This is a genomic window from Bradyrhizobium centrolobii, from assembly GCF_001641635.1.
Taxonomy (GTDB): domain Bacteria; phylum Pseudomonadota; class Alphaproteobacteria; order Rhizobiales; family Xanthobacteraceae; genus Bradyrhizobium; species Bradyrhizobium centrolobii.
On sequence record NZ_LUUB01000022.1, the window covers coordinates 25,371 to 43,238 of the forward strand.

General features: G+C 59.4%; 13 protein-coding genes. 8 read left to right on the top strand and 5 right to left on the bottom strand.

Going from position 1 to position 17,868, the window contains the following annotated elements:
• Positions 1 to 32: 32 nt before the first annotated feature.
• From AYJ54_RS02930 to AYJ54_RS02940, 3 genes are all read right to left on the bottom strand, one after another.
• Entirely contained in the window at positions 33 to 1,484 is a 1,452-nt protein-coding gene (locus AYJ54_RS02930) for a lipopolysaccharide biosynthesis protein (protein ID WP_161491797.1), read from the bottom strand.
• Positions 1,485 to 1,970: 486 nt separating this feature from the next.
• Complete coding sequence (locus tag AYJ54_RS02935; protein ID WP_063696377.1) at positions 1,971 to 2,876, bottom strand: beta-1,6-N-acetylglucosaminyltransferase; 906 nt, start codon at positions 2,874 to 2,876, stop codon at positions 1,971 to 1,973.
• A 325-nt stretch (positions 2,877 to 3,201) separates the two neighbouring features.
• Entirely contained in the window at positions 3,202 to 4,323 is a 1,122-nt protein-coding gene (locus AYJ54_RS02940; protein ID WP_161491798.1) for an acyltransferase family protein, read from the bottom strand.
• Positions 4,324 to 4,637: 314 nt separating this feature from the next.
• On the opposite strand from AYJ54_RS02940, the gene AYJ54_RS02945 reads away from it, so the two are divergent.
• Entirely contained in the window at positions 4,638 to 5,444 is an 807-nt protein-coding gene (locus tag AYJ54_RS02945; protein ID WP_063696635.1) for a hypothetical protein, read from the top strand.
• A 68-nt stretch (positions 5,445 to 5,512) separates the two neighbouring features.
• Here the strand turns inward: AYJ54_RS02945 and AYJ54_RS02950 are convergent, their stop codons facing one another.
• Positions 5,513 to 6,868, bottom strand: coding sequence for a glycoside hydrolase family 16 protein (locus AYJ54_RS02950; protein WP_063696379.1), 1,356 nt, complete (start codon positions 6,866 to 6,868; stop codon positions 5,513 to 5,515).
• Positions 6,869 to 7,168: 300 nt separating this feature from the next.
• Between AYJ54_RS02950 and AYJ54_RS02955 the strand changes: the two genes are divergently transcribed.
• The 4 genes from AYJ54_RS02955 to AYJ54_RS02970 all read left to right on the top strand — a co-directional run bounded on the left by AYJ54_RS02955 (position 7,169) and on the right by AYJ54_RS02970 (position 11,920).
• Positions 7,169 to 7,966 carry a glycosyltransferase family 25 protein gene (locus AYJ54_RS02955; protein WP_063696380.1) on the top strand — a complete coding sequence of 266 codons (798 nt, stop codon included), beginning with the start codon at positions 7,169 to 7,171 and terminating at the stop codon, positions 7,964 to 7,966.
• A gap of 61 nt (positions 7,967 to 8,027) precedes the next feature.
• Entirely contained in the window at positions 8,028 to 9,206 is a 1,179-nt protein-coding gene (locus AYJ54_RS02960; RefSeq protein WP_063696381.1) for a glycosyltransferase, read from the top strand.
• Positions 9,207 to 9,295: 89 nt separating this feature from the next.
• The gene (locus tag AYJ54_RS02965; protein WP_136623399.1) at positions 9,296 to 10,576 is read left to right on the top strand and encodes a hypothetical protein; all 1,281 of its coding nucleotides are present in this window, start codon (positions 9,296 to 9,298) and stop codon (positions 10,574 to 10,576) included.
• Positions 10,577 to 10,780: 204 nt separating this feature from the next.
• Positions 10,781 to 11,920, top strand: coding sequence for an acyltransferase family protein (locus AYJ54_RS02970; protein WP_082905455.1), 1,140 nt, complete (start codon positions 10,781 to 10,783; stop codon positions 11,918 to 11,920).
• A gap of 17 nt (positions 11,921 to 11,937) precedes the next feature.
• On the opposite strand, the gene AYJ54_RS02975 is transcribed toward AYJ54_RS02970, so the two are convergent.
• On the bottom strand, positions 11,938 to 13,146 hold the full coding sequence (locus AYJ54_RS02975) for a glycosyltransferase family 2 protein (RefSeq protein ID WP_082905456.1): 1,209 nt from the start codon (positions 13,144 to 13,146) through the stop codon (positions 11,938 to 11,940).
• Positions 13,147 to 13,281: 135 nt separating this feature from the next.
• Here AYJ54_RS02975 and AYJ54_RS02980 point away from each other — a divergent pair, with 135 nt between their 5' ends.
• The 3 genes from AYJ54_RS02980 to AYJ54_RS02990 are packed head-to-tail and all read left to right on the top strand — an operon-like array spanning position 13,282 to position 17,845.
• Positions 13,282 to 15,204 carry an HAD-IIIC family phosphatase gene (locus AYJ54_RS02980; RefSeq protein ID WP_063696385.1) on the top strand — a complete coding sequence of 641 codons (1,923 nt, stop codon included), beginning with the start codon at positions 13,282 to 13,284 and terminating at the stop codon, positions 15,202 to 15,204.
• A 59-nt stretch (positions 15,205 to 15,263) separates the two neighbouring features.
• The gene (locus AYJ54_RS02985) at positions 15,264 to 16,703 is read left to right on the top strand and encodes an MBOAT family O-acyltransferase (RefSeq protein WP_063696386.1); all 1,440 of its coding nucleotides are present in this window, start codon (positions 15,264 to 15,266) and stop codon (positions 16,701 to 16,703) included.
• Between the two features lie 59 nt (positions 16,704 to 16,762).
• Positions 16,763 to 17,845, top strand: a complete 1,083-nt coding sequence (locus AYJ54_RS02990) for a hypothetical protein (protein WP_136623400.1) — start codon at positions 16,763 to 16,765, stop codon at positions 17,843 to 17,845.
• Positions 17,846 to 17,868 lie beyond the last annotated feature (23 nt).

Here is a 17,868-nt window from a genome sequence, read left to right on the forward strand (position 1 = left end):
CATCATTGAGCCACGGGGTGCAACCAACCTGTTCAACCAGGCGTCGACGCAACCCCACGCTCGCCCTGTGATCCGGACGAGATCGAGCCAAAAAGCAACCTCGCGACATCAAGCGTCTGATCCCTGGCGATTACCAGCATCGCCCCGAGATATGACACTGCTCCAACCGCAACGTTGATACTCAGCGCAAGCGTTGGCGGAAGCTCGGGAAGAAGATGTCTGGTGGCGGCAATGCACGCCACCATGACCACGCAGGAGACCGTCGGGCCGACGAAGACCCGCAAGTACTCCGAAACTGGTTCCGACAACAGTCGAGAGGTCTTCATCACCGCGAACGGCCATCGGGCGATGGTTGCGATCAGGACGGAAGCCAGAAGCACGGTCACGCCGAATCTCGACATCAGCAGCAGGATCCCAAGCGTGACTATTCCGGCGGCAAGCTGGTAATAAAACCACCAATGCGCATGACCACGGCTGTTGATCAGGCTCCCCTGAATCACACCGATACAGGCCATCAAGCCCAAGCCACAATACAACCTGATCGGGTCAACCGTATCGACCCAGCGCGATCCGAATATGACGGGAACCGCAAGGTCCGCCACCATCGCAAACCCGATGAAGACCGGAAACGACAACGCAGAAGAGAGAAACGTCGCAAGCAGGAAGCCCTTCCTGACCCGATCCACATTCTCCTGAATGGCCGAGAACATCGGATGAGCCACTGCGCCGATCGGCGACGCCAGCACATTGAGGATCATCTGGAACAGGTTCCGGGAAAAGGCATAGACGCCCGCTTGATGTGGCCCCAGATACAGTCCCACGATCGCGGGATCCGCCTGCGTCGTCAGGGCCTGCATGGCGCGAGTGCCCGATGAAAACCCGCCGTAACGCGCGAGCGATTTGAGCGCATCCAGGCTGATCCGGAATTTCGGCCGCCACCCAGCTCCCCACATCGCGGCCACCGCCGCGGTGACCGATGAGGACAGTTGCGCGATGAGGAGAGCCCAAACGCCATAACCGGCGACGAGAAGAAGCACGGTCAGCGCCGCCGATACCACTGTGGCAAGCAATGTCCGGCCGGCAATCAACTCAAAGGACATTCTTCGCGTGATGATGGCCTGCGGAACGATACCGGCGGCATCCGCGAACAGCCTGAGCCCGGCGACGGGCAGCAACACCGCAATCCATTCCGAGCCGAGCATTCGGCTGAACGGTCCACTGCAGATCGCAAGCACGGCATACGCGACGAGCGCGCACATCGTTGCCGCCCAGAAGGTCGAGTCGAGATGAATGTCGTCGACGGACGACCGCTGAACGATCGCCTCGGCGAAACCCGACGGCAACAGCACTGCGAGCAGCGCTACCAGACTGCCGGCCAGGGCCACGACACCGAACTCGCCCGGACCGAGATAGCGCGAAGTCACCAGGAAAACGAGAAAACCGGCGAGCGACGGTATGACCGAGTTGACGCTCGACCAGAACACGCCCCGGATCGCCCGAACGGCGTGTGTCGGCTTGCCGGGTTCAGTACCTACCATTTGCAGATTTCTTCCCAGCTCGTGAACTCCCGGCGCGATTACGGGCGGTCACATTGAATGTATGGAATCGTGCGAAGAATCGCTTGCGCGAAGCCGACGGCCCAGCGGACCGTTTCCGACCCCGCGCAACTCGATTGCCATCAGGCGCTTCCCCGAAGCGGACTCGGCGGAGCGCGCTCGACCGCGACCACGCGCCCCATCCATTGCCAGCCCACTGAGGATGCAATTGGCAAGTTGTCATAGCCGTAGATGCAAGAGGCACGCCTGCCCTTCGCGGTTTCGGTGCGGAACAAGTATCAGCCTTCAACCAGCTCCGAAATGCGACCAAATTGTAGCCGGAGACGTCAGACTCGACATGTTCTGTTCCCGGCAGATCATGGCTGTGCACGGTTTCCTCGGCCATCAAATGCAAGCAATGGGTCAGGAGGGTTGTCACCTACCCGGATTCCGTTGCTGGATCATGACCGCGAGCTGATCCGAGATGGTAGTGTCCATGACCTTGCGGCAAAACAGCAGTTCACCCGCGCCGTAAATGCCATCTATCCTGAGGCGCGGATTGGCGCGAAACATCGCGATGTGACGCTCGCCGATTTCCGACGGATTTGCGCCGCCCCTGCTCCAATCCGAATAGGTGAGACTGCGCCGCATGTTCGGACGAAACGGTGAGTTCGCCAGGATGGTCTGGAACACCATTTCATCCGGGACATGGGTATTCTCATAGAATTTCATGATCCTCGGATTGTCGGCCACGAATTTCTGGACGTAGATGCAAGCATCGCGCGTCAGCGCCCACCATTGGTTGCCGGCGTAAGGGGTTAGTTCGCCGAAGTACTTCTTGTAGTCGCGCCCCTTCTCCATCAGGCCGAGGCCGCCAAACAGCCGACGCCCTTTGCCGCTGCACCAACCCAGCGGCCCGGGGCGGCCCTTGTAGGTCGTCAGGCGCGACAGCGGTTTCGCGGCGGCCTCAGACGGCATCGCCACCGAATCGATGAATTGAATGCCATTGTTCTCTATGAAGAAACTCTCGATCTCGGTCGTCGAACGCAGCGGATAGTCTGCGCCGCTGATTAGAACCAAATAATCATAGCGGCGAGGCGCCGCCAATGCTGCCTCCATGAGCACAAGGGCCGCGCTGATGAGCGAATAGTCGCCCCAATAGATCGGAATTCGCTTTGCTAGGAATTGTACATCGGAACCGACCACCCGCAGGAACGGGTCGATGTCCACCTGGGCGTCGATATGCACAAACATGTCTACATTCGGCGACCGCAGCTGATGGACCAGCCGAGAAAGCTGCTCCGGATGCCTGTGGGCAAGGATGAGATACGCAATGTTCATGTTCCTGTCGTCCCGCATGACCAAGCAATCGCACCAACAAGCACAAGATTCAGCGGCGAAGCCGATAAGTTTGGGTGGGACGAGCCCTGAGGTGATTATGAGAGTTGTCGGTTCCGGTACCCACAACCTCGCAATGGACTGGTGTCAAAAAACTGACTGCTTAACGCAGTGAGGCCCAATGGGATCCCAAAACCCGAGACATCAAGATCGCTTGATTGCGGAGTGCATCTGCATCATGCACATGCCTGAACTGCTTCAGTCCACTGAGGGCAAGGCGCCAACTCTGTGAATGTTTGCCCAAGAAGAAGACAGAAGAGTTCGCATATTAGTCAGCCGCCGGCTGGGCCACGGTGACAGACGAGCTGACTTCCAGCAACCGCTGGCCTGCACCTCCGCGCTTGACCGCAAAGACCGTCAGGAATTGCGAACGCAGCCAGCGCGTCATCGAACGCTCCACCTTGAAGTAGACCAGGAATCCGACCAGGAGCGAGGCCGTTGCGGCGAGAGTTGCGAACAACGCAAATTGCGGCACACCTTCCAACCGTAGCCGAAGAAACAGGCGGCGAAATACGAAGAGGGTCAGCGCGTGCGTCAGATAGATCGAATAGCTCGCATCCCCCAGCAATCGCAGCCAGCGAATCTCGGGAATCTTGAATGATCGCTCGGCGGCAACCGCGCCGACCATAATCAACACCGCGCACAGCCCGTTTTGCAGAAACAAGTACGGAAGCCGCAAGATATGCGCCGCGAACAACGCCAGGAAGCCAGCCGGCAGGAGCAACCAGACGTTCGGAACTTTCCCGCTCAGGAACAACCATCCCAAGACGATGCCGGCTGCAAATTCCAGCATCAGGGGGTGCGTGTACATCACCAGCGGGTGCGTATACGTGCGGAAGATCGATTCGTCGGTGGCGACAAACTGTCCCAGCGTAACGAGCAGGGCAATCAGACAAAGCGAGATCAGCAGCGGTTTGCGAAAGAAAAGGCCAACCGCAAAGATCAGGTAGAAGAACATTTCGAAATACAGGGTCCAGCCCGGGTTCAACACCGGCCAGATCGTGGCGGTAAAGATCGAGCTGTGATGTGGAATGAACAACGCGGAAAGTATCACGTCGTTCACGAGCTCGATGCCGGGTTTCGCCCCGCCAGACAATAGAAGCAAGCTGGCCGCGCCGAGCGTCAGGATCCAGTACAGCGGCGCGACCCGGATGAGCCGCAATCCGGCGAAGACCGCTGGTGTCTCAACCCGCGACGAGAGGTACATCACCACGCCGCTGATGATGAAGAAGATGTCGACCCCGGCCTCGCCCATGTCGAATTTTTCGAGCGGATTGTACAGATTCGGCCAGGGATTTCTGATGTGGTGCAGAACCACCATCACGGATGCGACACCGCGCAAGTACTGTATGGTCAAGAGCTGCGTAGAGGATTTTTGATCCAGCGGCATTCCAGGAGTCATCTGTCGTTCACATCAAGAAGAGAGAAAGCGCGCTGAACCGATCAGCAGATCGCGGGGTAGTTCCGAGAGAGTTCAGGGATCGTCACGGTCGCACAACGATCTGTCGCAAGGGAAAATGGAGCCACGTTTCATAGCTTCGCCACAAACCTCTCGCTGACAGTTCGTGCAACCACGATGACCAATCCGGGCGGCAGCAGTCACTTGGTGCTATGCATCTGTCGGGCCAACAGGACATGCTATCTTGCCGGAGCCATCGCGCGATGCGCAGCATCAAAGCCCACGACGTCCATGCGAGACAATTCATGTTGACCTTCATTATACCGGTTCGCCATCCGGCAAATTCCAAGAACTGGGACGCCCTCAAGGCGCGGCTTGCGCAGACCATAACATCGATCTCGGGTCAGAATGGTGACCGCTGGCAAGCCATCATTGTGGCGAATACCGGCGCAGACCTGCCTCCTCTGCCGAAGGGCTTTTCGGTCGAACGTGTCGATTTTGCGCCGAACCTGAAGCACGAACGTGGTGCCACAGACGACGTCGAGGTTTTCCGTGATTTCTTCCGCATCGACAAGGGACGTCGTGTGCGCGCGGGAATGCTGGCAGCACGGAACACCACCTTCTTCATGATCGTCGACGATGACGATTTTGTCAGTTCCAGGCTAGCCGACCACGTCGCCAGGCATCCCGACGACAATGGATGGTACATCGACCGTGGCTACATGTGGACCGAAGGCACCCGGCTGCTCGGTGCCATCTCAAAGTTCTTCATGCTTTGCGGCACGTCGCACATCATCAACGCCCGGCTCTACGATCTCGAGAGGCTCAAGGGAAACGATGCGGACGACTACATGAAGCGCATGCTTGGCAGCCACATCGCCGTCGCTCAGGAACTGGCCGCAGCGGGAACCCCGCTATCGCCCCTCCCCTTCTTCGGCGCGATCTACCGGGTCGGACATCCGGGGGCCCACAGCAATTCGTCCGGGCTGATCGCAACCTTCTTCAACAAGGCGACGCTTGCCCATCCGCTGCGTTTCATCAAGACCGTGCTCTCGCTGAGGCTGATGACGCCGAAGCTGCGACGCGAGTTCTTCGGAGCAGAGCGGGCATAGCGAACCTGCCATGCCGCCGAAGCTGGCTTGCACGGATGAAAGGCGCGGCCACCGCCGGCGCGCCTCCATCAATGCGACTGTGCCTGCACTTCCATGTACAACAGCTTGCACACCGTCGCCTTGGCCGGCTGGACGACATCCGTGCTGCACGTCACAGGACTGGACAGCGTCTCCTTTCCATTGCCGTTGGTCGCCTCTGCCGCCAACCTGCCAAACAGGATGTAGTTTCCGGGACTCTGAACGGCAGGCAGTGAGGCCGCGACAATGGTGGAGCCGTCGGCGCGCTTCTTGTCAGGCTCGACCTGAAGTTTGGCACTGGCTGACGACACGATGGATCCCGTTGCCTTGTCGTAAATGGTGAGCTGAAGCGTCCGGTTGGATGGATAGTCTTCCGGGACCTTGAGCGGAATTTCGACGTCGAGCTTGTCGCTTGTGGTTAGCGCCAGGACGCCCGCGTTGGGCTTCTTGCCCGCCACCACCTTGCTGACGCCCAGGAACGCCGGCTTCGCCATGTCGTTGAGTGGCGCGGAATAGCCAAATTGCTTTGGATCCGGCGTCAGTTCGCTCGGACCACATTGCCGGCCGCCGCGCTCGGAGGTCGTGTACTGACAGACGCGGAGATAATCGATCTTGAAGGTCTGCGGAAACGCCGCCTCATCAACGCCATGCCGGCCCGCCCATTTGCTGCCGCCAACGGCGAAGTTGAGATCGACATGCGCGGGCGGCCCGAGCTTTCCGTCGCTGCGCAGCCACTGGTAATTGCGCGTGTAGATCAGCTTCCCATCCCAGAACATCGATATCTTGTCGGGCGCCCACACGAAGCCAACAGTATGCCAGCCCTGATTGAGGTCCTCGCTTCCATACATATTCTGGAACTTGAGCTCGAAGGAGCGATCGACATAGGTGTATTGCTGCGGATTGAAGGGCGCCACCACATTCGAGTGCAGCGAGTTCGCCTTGTCCTCGACGCCATTGATGACAAACTCGAAGATGTCGATCTCCGGCGGATGCCAGGTCTTGCCATCGATGTCGTAGTCGGCCTCGAGCCAGAACGCCGGCCAGACTCCCTTGGCGTTGGGCAGGAACACACGCGCTTCATAATACCCGTAGTAGAACGTTCGGTGACTGCGGATCATTGCGGATTCGTACAGGCTGACCGATCCGGGCATCTTCTTTGCAATCAGGTTGAGCACGCCGTCCGCCACGAGGTGGCCGTCGCGATAGCGTTGGTTCTCGTCGTTGAAATGGTCCATCGTCTCGTTGTTGTAGAGATAACGCGTGGCCCACTTGGTGCGGTCGAGCTTGTCGCCGTTGAATTCGTCGGAAAACACCAGCTCCCATCCTGCCGACCGCGCCGGCGTCGGAATGGCAGTGAGGATCATCAGTATTGGGAGGACGCGTTTGCCAATCTCGGTGAGGATCATTCAGCGAGCCTTCTGAGCGTGTGTAATTTCGATGACGGCGACTCCTGTCTTCATCAACAAAGCTCGCTCAAGTTGACAGCCTTGCGTCGGTAGGACAGGTTAGCCTCGCACTGTACGGGTTTCCCGACGATCAGCCATTCACATTGACGAAATGGATGAAGACGGGAGATGGCTTCGTATAAGACACGTCAAGCTTGGCCATGATGTGGTCGGACTGCCGAACTTTTGTCTGGAGAATGACGAAATTTGCGGCAACACCACTTGCTCTGAGCGAGCGACAAATCAAACGTGAGAAAACTTGTGGCAACCGACGCTACCATACCGGCCTTCGTCATCAATCTTGATCGGGACGTTGCGCGATGGCAGGACATTTCGAGTGCGCTGACGCGACTCGGGATCCCCTTTGAAAGGCTCCCCGCCATCGACGCCAGGAAGCGGGCGATGCTCATTCGCCGTGTGATCCGCCGCGAATTCCACTTTGCCCCTGCCAATCGCCCGATGAAGGCAGGCGAAATCGGTTGCTATCTTTCGCACATCGCCGCGCTGAAACGCATCGTTCGCAGGAACTTGCCGATGGCGATCATCTTCGAGGACGACGCCGCGTTCGACGAACGCTTTGCGCAGTTCTATCGACGCGATCTGCCGCGCTTTCTGATGAAGAGCGACATCGTGAAATTCGAGGGCATTCACTATGCGCACACATCGAAATCTGGCGTTTCGCTCGTCAAGGGCGAAACAGCCCAGCTCGTCGTTCCCCTGAAGCCTGCGCTCGGATCCGCCGCCTATGCCGTCACGCGGAAGGGCGCGGTGGAGCTGATCAGGGCGCTATCGGTCGCCGACCGACCACTCGACCACAAGCTCGTCTATTACGATCGGCACGGGATTGATTTCGCCGAGACCCAACCGTTTCTCGTCAGCCAGGCAGCCTACGAAAGCAGCATCGAGCTGCGCAATCTCGACGCCCCTCCCTTGCAGCCCACGGAGCGGCTTCGCCAGGGGCTCGCCTCCATCGCTCGCGGCACGAAGCGGATCACCTACGTTGCAAGACTCCTGGTCAAGCGACGCCTGCTCGGCGCGAAATCTCCATCCGTTGCGTGATCCAAAGTCGCCGATGCTCGGCCTCGGCATTCTGTTCTGAGCGTTGTTTCGAGATAGAGCGATGAAGAAGATTCTCTGGCTCGCCGGCCGTGTCCCCTCGCCGCTCCTTACCGGCGATGCGCTCTATACTGCGGGAATGCTTACGGCGCTCTCAAGGACCGAGCGGGCTGCCGTCACGGTCGTCGGCGCGCGACGCGAGAACGGGCGGATCGAGGACCGCCTGCTCGGCTTGCAGCGCACGGCCTTCCCGGAGCCGCCATGGCCAAGGCGATTCGAAATTCTGAGCCTGCTGACATCGTTGCCAAGGGACGCCTACAGTCTCGCACCGCCCTTGATCGGAAAGGCTCTGACAGAACTCTTGAATCAACGCTGGGACTGGATCGTGTTCGATCACGCCCGCTCCGCCGCGTTCTTGCCGATGGTATTACAGCAACGGAAGCAAGCCTCGATCTGCTACGTGGCGCATAACGCCGAAGGAAGGATCAGGCCCGAGATCGCGAAAGACTTCGCCAACCCGGTGCTGCGGTCGATCATGCGCTGGGATGCTGAAAAGTACCGGCGACTGGAGCAACGCATCGTCAAGGCCGCCGACAGCATTGTCTGCATCACCGACGTCGATGCGGCTTATTTTGCGCCGTCTGGCAAGACCACGTTCGTGGTGCCGCCGATTTATCTCGGAACGATCGCGCCGAGCGATCGCATCGAGCCAACCCGGCCGCGATCCATCCTGCTGCTCGGCTCATTCGAATGGGTAGCAAAGCAGCGCAATCTCGAGCACATCGTTGGCACGTTGCTTCCGATACTGAAATCCAAGAACGTCACCCTTGACGTAGTCGGAATCGTTCCGGAGGACATCCAGGCCCGCTATGCCCATGAGCGACCGAATCTGGTGTTCCATGGCCCGGTTGCCGATCTCTCGGGCGTGGTTGCGAAGTCGCGCGGCGGACTGGTCGCGGAGACGCTCGGTGGGGGTTTCAAGCTGAAACTGTTGGATTACGCCTTCGCAAGGCTTCCCATATTCGGACTTCGAACGGCAGTCGATGGCACCACTGCCGATGAGCAATCGGCCATGTATCTCGCGGACACCATGGAAGGCTTGGCAAATGTCATCATCAGCAGTATCGACGACCTCGCCGTCCTTAACAGGAACCAGGCCAAGCTGTTCGAGCTGATGTCGAGCCGCTTCGGGCTCGAGCAGGGAACCGCGCGTCTTCGCGACATCCTGCTCCGGAGGGACTGACGTGACGTCAAAACTGGAACCCGATATCGGCCGTTACACATGACCGGAGTGTGTTAGCGTGATCGCGATCCACCCAGGCAAGAGCCGCGATGACCTTTGAGATTGAGGTTCCCCGGGCGGCACCAGCTGGGGTGACGCGGCCGCAGTTAACGTCATCTGACACCGAACTCAGCAAATCGGGGAGACGTGCCATATGGGCATCGATCATCTCCGTTCTGTTCCTGTCGCAGATTGCCTACAATATCAGCGCCTTTCCGGCGTCAACCGATCTCATCTGCTATGCCCTCGTAACGGCTTATCTGTTGATGAGCGGCTTCGCTTCGATCGGGTTCCTGTCTCTGGCGCTGTTCTTCGTCGCCCTGATCTTCGCCTGCTTCGGAACCTTGACCGCGACATCGTCGACGTCGTGGACTTCGTTGATGCTTCTTTTCGTTCTCTATGCTCCGTTCGCCATTCGGCTGAAGGGGGCACCAGAAGGTGTCCACGAATATATTCTGTCTGCCTATGTTTCGGCAGCAACGGCCATCGCCGGCATCGCGATCGTGCAGATCGTGCTGGTCAACGCCACCAAATCGTCGCTTCTGACCAACATCTATTTCAACCTCCCCGAAGCCATTCGTGGTGCCGGGCACTACACCTTCGTTCGCGAAGGCGGCGGAATCATCAAGCCAAACGGCTTTTTCCTCCGCGAGTCGGCCGATCTTTCACTCGTCGTCGCCCTGGCCCTCATCATCGAGTTCAGGTCGCGGGCGAGGCTGCGGACCATGGGAATTCTCACGGCTGGATTGCTTTGTTCGCTTTCCGGCTCCGGCCTGCTCGCGATCACCGCTGGATTGCTGCTGCCGAGATCACTCGCTCGCGTTCCACTCTTCGTCGTCTCTCTCGTCGGCCTGGTCCTGGCGCTGTACCTGCTCTACAGTTTGAATATTCCGGGCTTGGACCTGTGGTTCGACCGTCTCTCCGAGTTTCAGACGCCGAATACGAGCGCTTATGCGCGCTTCGTCGCACCGATGGAAATGATCGGACACAGCTTCGACAACGGCCCCCTTACCACCTGGTTTGGCAACGGTGCAGGCAGCTATCTGAGGGACGTCCAGCTGTATCGCATGAACTATGAGGTCAACGACCCCACCTGGGCAAAGTTGATCTATGAATACGGCTTGCTCGGGTTTGGCCTTATTGCGGCTATTCTTCTGCAACGGTTGTATTCGAGCCGGCTGCGCGTGGAGATTTGCAACTTTCTCGTGTTCAGCTGGATCAGTATCGGGGTCGTGCTGAAGCCAAGCTTCGCGCTGATCGTCTGGCTGCTGACACTGGTGGAAACCCCAGCGCGTCGGTCGCGTCAACGCCTACCCTCGCAATCGGGCTGAACCTCCGCTGGTTTTGCGCTCCATTCAGGTCCTCCGAGCCAGATAGCCCACTCGGTCTCCGAGCAGATTGAGCGCGTCCCTCATAGGCCGTTCGACTGATGCGCTGGTCCATGACGGAACTTGCGGCGCAAAAAGGACGCATAACATCCACACGAACAACGAACTCTCCTGGGAAAACGAGAAGCCCACGGGAAGCCGACGCCAGTGACGCTGGCCGCCGCGCTTCGCGCCGAACTCACCCGAAATGCGATGGACGTAAGGCCGCGCATGCAAGGACGCGGCACGGACTTCTGTGGGCGTCATTCGGACAGTGGTCGTCGCTACTGGAGACAGCCTTTGGCAAAGCTTCTCTCCATCCAATATTTGAGAGCGTTTGCGGCCTTCGGGGTTGTGGCGTTTCATGCGCAAGGCTTCACATACGGACGGACGCTCGTCATCGGCAGCGCCGGCGTGGACGTCTTTTTTGTCGTCAGCGGGTTCGTCATGTGGACTGTGACCGCCTACCGCACGCAGACTCCGGCAGATTTCTTCCTGAACCGCATAGTCAGAATTGTTCCGATGTACTGGTTCGTGACGCTTTCTTTCGTGTTCGCGGCGATCGTCTTTCCGATCCTGTTTCCACGGCTCGTTGTCAGCACCACGCACACTCTCGCCTCGCTTTTCTTCGTTCCGATGCGATCTCCGAGCAACGGCGAGATCTGGCCAGTGGTGGTGCCGGGATGGACCCTGAACTACGAGATGTTCTTTTATGCCGTCTTTGCCATGGCACTCGTTCTCGAGAACACCACGCGACTGGTTTTCCTGGCCGCGGTATTCCTTGTCCTGACCTTGATCGGCGGTCTTTACACCGGCGGCAACCCGCTGATCGTTTTTTACACCGCCTCGATCGTGCTCGAATTTCCGGCCGGGGTATTGCTGGGCAGAGCATTTGAACAAGATCGCCTGCCGCAGCTTCGCTGGGGTTACATCTCGCTGACTGCTGGTCTGCTGCTGCTTTTCGTTTCGGCCCGATTCCAGATCGAATCGCCACGCGCAGTGGTCTGGGGAATACCGGCATTCCTACTCGTCGCCGGAGCCGTCATCATTGAGAAGAACAGGAGCGTCCCTCTTGTTCCTGCCCTTGCCGTGCTCGGCGACGCCTCATATTCGGTCTACCTGACGCATACGCTGACCATCTCCGCGATCGGGAAGTTCAAGGCACATTTCAACCCATTGTCGTTTTTCGCCGCCAGCCTGGTCCTTTCCGCCTTGATAGGCGTAGCGGCATGGCGATTGTTCGAGCGCCCGCTTGCGGAATTTCTCAAGCCGCGTCCCAGGGTCCAGCAACCGCATTTGGCCGAGTGAAGACCCTCATGTTCGCGCTAGGCCAGCTCTCGCCCCGCACTTGTTCCTGGCGCTTTCTTCACCACCCGAAGCAGGCTAAGCGCTCTCCTCATCCATTGCGGCCGCGCCGTCGGCACATAGCGCCAGCTCACCACGGACCGGCGAAGGCCGCGCGGCCCAAACAATGCAAAAATCATCCACAAAAATAACGACGTCCGTTGCGCCTGTGAAAAGCCCTGCGGAAACGCCAGTGCCTTGAAGGTGGCGGAGGCAATCTGCATCGCGCTGTCGCCCGCAATGGGATGGATGTCCGGTCGCAGGGAGTACGACGCGGCACGCAGGCACAGGAACAGCAAATTCCTGTTGAGCGCGCCGGCATCCACCGACATCCCGGCGCTGCTTGCCACTTCCGTGAAGAATTTGTGACGCCGACGGGTCAGGTCGACTTCCCGCGCGAAGCGGCTGTCGTCCAGATGCAGGTGCGCGCCATGGTTCAACCCATGAACCCGATAATCCACCAGCGGCTTTGGAATCGTGATGACGTCGCCAAATACAGGCGCTGCTGCGATCAAATAGCTGTCGGGCGCGCGATCGACAAAATCAGATTCAAATCTAAAGATTTGGTCGACCACCGCCCGCGGATACGCACTGCCCGATCCCGGCGGCGTCGGATAGACACCAGTCGTCGCCACCCATGTGCGGATGTCTTCGGGAGTGGGGTGTGCAAAATATTGCGGCAGGATGCTGCCCGTCGGATTTCCCTTGGCGTCGACGACCCGCATCTGAAACTGGAATTTGCTGGCAGCATCGGACCAGACTGCCGCAATTTCAGTCATGATGTCCGGATGAAGTGCATCGTCGGAATCGAGAAAGATGACGACGTCGCCGGTGCAGCGGCGGAAACCGTTGACACAAGACGGCATCTGGCCGGCATTGGCCTGACTGATGATCGTGATCCTGTCGGCGTAGGCCTCGATGACCTCGAGCGAATTGTCCGTCGATCCATCATCAACGACGATCACCTCGACATTCGGCCAGCGAATGTCGAGCGCGCTCTTGACCGCAGTGCCTACATAATCGGCGTAATTGTGATTGGGAATTACGACCGACAAAACGAGTTCATTCGTCACTTCGGGTTCCTCACGCGCAATCGAGACCAGGTTCTTATTTCGTATTTGTGCGGCGTGACAACGGATTATCGCAGCACGCTCTCGCTCTCCTCCTTGACAGCGACACACTTGCGTCATCGCTCGTCGAAGATGTTGCGGCGCTTTCAATCGCCATGAAACTGTCGAATTATGGATAAAGATTGTGGCTAACAACAATGAGGGGGAACGCAAGCAAGGCGGGCAATCACCGTGTTGCCAAAAAAAGGAACGGCCGTGTCCGCAGAGCTGTATCGAGAACTCGCCTGGCTTCCAAAACCTCCTTCCGATTTCTCGATTCGCTGCAAAGAACTGGCAAACGGTTCCGGCGGCGCCGTCGGCAAGAAGATCAGAGCTCTCGCGACCCACGCGCTCGATGAGCAGCAACTGTCCCGGCTGGGTCGGACAATTCGATCACTGCAACTCGGCGGCGTATCGCTTGCACCGCTCGCGCCCTTTCGCCTCGGCCTGATCGGAAACGGAACGCTCGATCTGATCGTTCCCGTCCTGGTTGGCACGGCCGCCCGTCATGGTATTGCGCTCGAGTGTATCACGGGCGCTTATGATCAATTCCTGCAGGACGCGCTGCAACCGGATTCCCTGCTCAACAAGGCGCGGCCCGACGCGGTCCTGCTTGCGCTCGATCACCGCGGACTGTCTCTGCAGATCTGCCCGGGAAATGAGCAACTTGCCACCGAGGCCGTTGACGCGGCTATCGGACTTCTCGATTCGATCCGTGCGAGCATATCGCGCAACAGTGGTGCGCTGTGTATTCTGCAGACGCTCGCCGCGCCGCCCGAGGCGCTGTTCGGATCCTTCGACCGCGCGCTGGCCGGCACGTCGCGCAATCTGGTCGATCGCGTCAACCAGAAGATTTCCCAGGCGGTGCTGCAATCGACCGACATGCTGCTCGACGTGGCCGGCATCGCCGAGACCGTTGGCCTTGCCGACTGGCACTCGCCAGCCCAGTGGAACCTGGCGAAGCTGCCGTTCGCGGATGCCCTGGTTCCGCTTTACGCCGAACATGTTGCGCGCATCATCGGCGCCATGCGCGGCAAGAGCCGCCGTGTTCTCGTGCTTGACCTCGACAACACCGTCTGGGGCGGCGTGATCGGCGACGACGGCATGGAGGGCATTCAGATCGCCCAAGGCGATGCGACCGGCGAGGCGCATCTTGCCGTACAGCAGCTCGCGTTGACTTTGCGTGCGCGCGGCATTGTGCTCGCGGTGAGCTCAAAGAACACTGACAGCATCGCGCGCAGGCCGTTCAAGGAACACCCGGACATGCTGTTGAAGGAAGAGCATGTCGCGGTGTTCCAGGCCAACTGGAACGACAAGGCGACCAACATCCGCGCCATTGCAAAAGAGCTTGCGCTGGGCCTGGATTCCTTCGTCTTCCTGGATGACAATCCAGTCGAACGGGGCTTGATCCGGCAGGAAATCCCGGAGGTAGCGGTGCCGGAGCTCGAAACCGATCCGGCGAGCTACGCTCGCACGCTTGCCGCGGCCGGCTATTTCGAGGCGATCAATTTCTCCGAGGAAGATCGTGCCCGCGCCGAAATGTATCAGGCCAATGCGCGCCGGCTGAGCCTGCAGGGCCAGGCAACCGATCTGAAGTCCTATCTGCGGTCGCTGGAAATGCGCATCGTCTTCGGTCCGTTCGACCGGACGACGCGCGCCCGCGTCACCCAGCTCATCAACAAGAGCAACCAGTTCAACCTGACGACGCGCCGCTACACCGAATCCCAGGTCGAGCAGCTGGAAGCCGACGACAGCGTCATGACGCTGCACGCGCGGCTGATCGACAAGTTCGGCGACAACGGCATCATCTGCGTGATCATCTGCAGCGCGACCCGGAACGACACCTGGACAATCGACAGCTGGCTCATGAGCTGCCGAGTGCTCGGACGATGCGTCGAGCAGGCCGTGCTGGCCGAGATCGTATTGCGGGCGCGCGCGGCCGGCATCACGACCCTGGAGGGCATCTATCTTCCGACCGACAGGAACGAGATGGTCCGCGAACACTACGGCAAGCTGGGGTTCACGCGTCTCGACGATGGCACCGACGGAAGCAGCCGCTGGCAACTCCGGACCGACGTTGAGCTGGAGGATTTGCCGATGACGGTCCAGCGCGAGGAAAAGCAGTTTGAGCCGGCCTGATCTGGTCAGATCGCCGACAAACCCGAACGAGAACATCGGACAGCCTCGAGCTCACGGACATGAGTCTGACATCTCCCCTGTTTTTTGCGTTTCTTGCCGCGGTAGTTGTCGCCTTCCACATCAGTGAATCGGTCGCCTACCGACGGTTCGTGCTGGGGGCCGCGAACGCCATCTTCATCGCAAGCTACCTTAGCGACGTCACGCAGGTGTTGCCGCTCGCCGCCTTCTTGGCGCTCGGCTATGTCTGCGTATCCGCGCTCTACCTTCGCCAGTCGATCCTCGTGCTGGCGGCGGGTGTCGTTGCGATACTTTGCTGCTATGTGTTCCTCAAGCGCTTCTCGTTCTTCGAAGGGCTGGGCCAGCTTCCGTTCCCCTATCTGACCGTCGGGCTTTCGTACATCCTGTTCCGGATCCTGCACATCATGGTCGATGTACGGTCGGGAGATCTGGTCGAGCGAATCGGTCCGCTGGCGTTTTTTCGCTTCACCTGCAACTTCCTTTGCTTCGTCTCCGGTCCGATCCAGCGCTATCAGGATTTCAGCGCGATGGATGGAAAGGCAGCGGTTCAGCTCGACCAGTCCGTGGTCTATGCGGCGTTTTCCAGGATCGCCACCGGCTATGTGAAGTTTGTCATCATTGCCGCGACTGCCGACTACGCCTTCACGTTCCTCAGCCCGCACCTGCTACAGCCGACCGGCCTGCCGTTCCTCAAGCTGTGCGCCGTCTATGCGACGGTCGCATCGCTCTACACGGTCTATCTGTATTTCAATTTTTCCGGATACATGGACATCGTGATCGGCATCGGAACCCTGCTCGGGCAGCAATTGCCGGAGAATTTCGACAAGCCGTTCTCGGCGCGCAGCTTCCTCGAGTTCTGGCAGCGCTGGCACATGACGCTGTCGCAGTGGTTCAAGCTCTATCTCTTTAACCCGCTCGTGATGCTCCTGATGACCTGGCTGCCCTCGCCTGCGCTCACGTCGTATCTGGGCGTGCTGGCGTTCTTCATCACGTTCGGCGTGATGGGCGTCTGGCACGGCACGACGGCGGTCTTCGTGATTTACGGCCTCCTGATGGGTGCCGGCGCAAGCATCAACAAGCTCTGGCAGGTTGCCTGCACCGGACGCCTGGGCAAGAAGCGCTATCGCGCGCTCACCGAGTCCACCGCCTACATCTATGTCGCACGTGGCCTCACGGTTGCCTATTTTGTGCTCGCACTGACCTGCCTGTGGGTCCCCGAACTGCCGCAATTCACCCATCTATTTGCGCGGCTCGGCGTCGCCGGCGTTGTCGGCACCTTCATCGTGGTGGCCGCGGCGTTCAGCATGGCGGCGTTAAGCCTGGATTTCTTCCAGGCTCGCCTCCGCATCCCAATCACTCTGTCGGCACTCCAGGGTGGCGAGATCACAAAGAATCTGCACCTGGCAGGCAAGATGATGGCGATCGTCGCCGTTGCGACCCTGCTGCACAAGGCTCCGGACTTCGTCTACAAGGCGTTTTGAAATTGAAATACATCCTTCGACAGTCGGCGATGACCTTGTTGTCCTTCGCCCTTCTTTACGTGCTGCTCGCCGGTGCGTCGTTCGTCGTCTTTCCGGATCCATCGAGCGCCGGTCCGCGGGACTTCCAGGCCGCGGAACAAACGCTTTACATGACGGTTCCCAAATACGTCTTCCTCGGCCGCAGCGTGCTGGCCAACCCGGATAGCAAGGTCATTTTGGTGGGAGCATCGAACACCGGGGTCGGGTTCCGGCAGAAGCTCGTGCAGGCTCACCTTGGCTGCGCCAAGGTCAGCAACCTCGCGATGGGAGGCGCCAACATTTCCGAGGTCAAGCAGGTGATCAATCTGGTCCACGAGGTGCAGAGCGATGAGGAGCGCCGGCTGAACACCTTCGTCATCGGCGTCTGGTTCGGCATGTTCGTCGATTCGGATGTGAAATTTGTAGAGGGCGACCGTCATCGCGGCGAGACGGATATCGATATCGAACGGTACCGGTATGGCTTCTACCGTCGTACGCCGGACGGTCCCGTCGCGGTGTTGCCCGCGCATTGGCTGGACGCCGGCGTCATGGCGATCCGACCGTTCTTGCTGCTCGAGAAGGTCGCGCGCCAGGCCAGAGCCGGCGTTAATCTCGTACTGACCGGCCGCACCAGCGCCCAACGCACCGACGACGAGCGCGAAAGCGTCGTGATGTCGGCCGAGGACAAGCAGAAGGCGCTGGAATACTGGAAGGAGACCATGGGGCGCACGACCGAGATTTCCGCTGCCCAGGTCGAAGTCTTGAAACAGACCATCCGGGCGTTGCTCGACTCGGGGGAGAAAATTGTGCTCGTCGACCTGCCCATCCCAGCATGGCATCGCGATGCAAGCCCGTATCAACCGAGCTACCGGCAGGCGTTGAAGGACCTGCTGCAAGAATTCGGCGACCGGCCGAACTTCAGTTCGCTGAGCATGGACGACCTCGACAACGACCTCGACTATTCGGACGAGGTGCATGCCAAGCAGCATCTGGCCGATGTCTGGTCGACCAGGCTGGCGGGAAAGCTGGATTCGTTCGTCTGCCAGGAGAATCCTGACAAATCAGCACCAAAGGTCACCACCCTGCGCTCTTCGGAGCTGGTGACTGCCGCACCGGGCCACTGACCGGCAAGTTACCCACGCGCCGG

What these genes read in the sequence shown, in the direction of transcription:
- AYJ54_RS02935 (WP_063696377.1), bottom strand. Translation starts at nt 2,876, where the DNA reads ATGAACATTGCGTATCTCATCCTTGCCCACAGGCATCCGGAGCAGCTT.
- AYJ54_RS02940 (WP_161491798.1), bottom strand. Translation starts at nt 4,323, where the DNA reads ATGCCGCTGGATCAAAAATCCTCTACGCAGCTCTTGACCATACAGTAC.
- AYJ54_RS02945 (WP_063696635.1), top strand. Translation starts at nt 4,638, where the DNA reads ATGTTGACCTTCATTATACCGGTTCGCCATCCGGCAAATTCCAAGAAC.
- AYJ54_RS02950 (WP_063696379.1), bottom strand. Translation starts at nt 6,868, where the DNA reads ATGATCCTCACCGAGATTGGCAAACGCGTCCTCCCAATACTGATGATC.
- AYJ54_RS02960 (WP_063696381.1), top strand. Translation starts at nt 8,028, where the DNA reads ATGAAGAAGATTCTCTGGCTCGCCGGCCGTGTCCCCTCGCCGCTCCTT.
- AYJ54_RS02965 (WP_136623399.1), top strand. Translation starts at nt 9,296, where the DNA reads ATGACCTTTGAGATTGAGGTTCCCCGGGCGGCACCAGCTGGGGTGACG.
- AYJ54_RS02975 (WP_082905456.1), bottom strand. Translation starts at nt 13,146, where the DNA reads ATGACGCAAGTGTGTCGCTGTCAAGGAGGAGAGCGAGAGCGTGCTGCG.
- AYJ54_RS02985 (WP_063696386.1), top strand. Translation starts at nt 15,264, where the DNA reads ATGAGTCTGACATCTCCCCTGTTTTTTGCGTTTCTTGCCGCGGTAGTT.